The sequence below is a fragment of the Bradyrhizobium sp. SHOUNA76 genome, from assembly GCF_023006445.1.
GTDB lineage: Bacteria > Pseudomonadota > Alphaproteobacteria > Rhizobiales > Xanthobacteraceae > Bradyrhizobium.
The window spans coordinates 1-692 of record NZ_JALBHA010001050.1 but is presented as its reverse complement, the minus strand read 5'-3'; the positions used below and the strand labels follow the sequence as shown (position 1 = coordinate 692).

The 692-nt window shown below is 66.8% G+C and carries 1 protein-coding gene and 1 pseudogene; both read right to left on the bottom strand.

Translation table 11 applies throughout. The features are described from left to right. The coding region (locus tag MOV74_RS39640) for a DNA polymerase Y family protein (protein ID WP_246933053.1) at positions 1–540 on the bottom strand (540 nt) is incomplete at its 3' end. Beyond that, positions 437–692: pseudogene (locus MOV74_RS39635) on the bottom strand (DNA repair protein); the annotation flags it as partial. The gene MOV74_RS39640 and the pseudogene MOV74_RS39635, both read right to left, overlap by 104 nt.

Sequence of the window (692 nt, the reverse complement as noted above, 5' to 3'; positions counted from 1 at the left end):
GATCGCCGCCGCCTCTCCGCCATCGGCAACGATGCTGCCCGAGGCCTGCCGCGTCAGCGTACGCGCACAGACCGACGTGCCGGCGATTGCCGCACCGACGGCAAAGCCCTGGCGGGCAAGCGCACGAACCAGCATCGTCAGCAGCGCAGCCTCGCCGCCGAACAGATGTGCGCAGCCGGTGATATCGAGGAACAACCCGTGAGGCGGATCGAGCGCCACCAGCGGCGTGAAGCGGTCGCACCAGTCGGCGATATCGCTGAGCGTCTTCGCATCGGCGACGGTATCGGCGTCGAACACTTTTAGATCCGGACACATCGCCCGCGCATTGGCCAGGGGCTGGCCGATGTACAGGCCGAGGCGCTCGGCGGCCTCGTCCAGCGCATGGATCGCCAGCGCATTGTTGTCCTTGATGACGACGATGCTCGGATGAGTGGTTTTACCCAGCCCGGCGCTGCCAAGGAACCGCTGGATCCGGTCGATAGGCAGGCGCGGCAGCCACAGGCTGAGAATACGTCGACGGCTCACTGAACTGGCACTCATCACATTTCCATTCCATGATCCACCGGCCGCACGGGCCATGACGATTGCGCAACAGCTCGGCATCGAAGCGCGGCGCGCCCCAGATGCTCCACCCCGGGCTCGGCGGCGAATGCGCCGCGCGCAGCATCCATCGCGTCTCCGCGGTCGAGGGC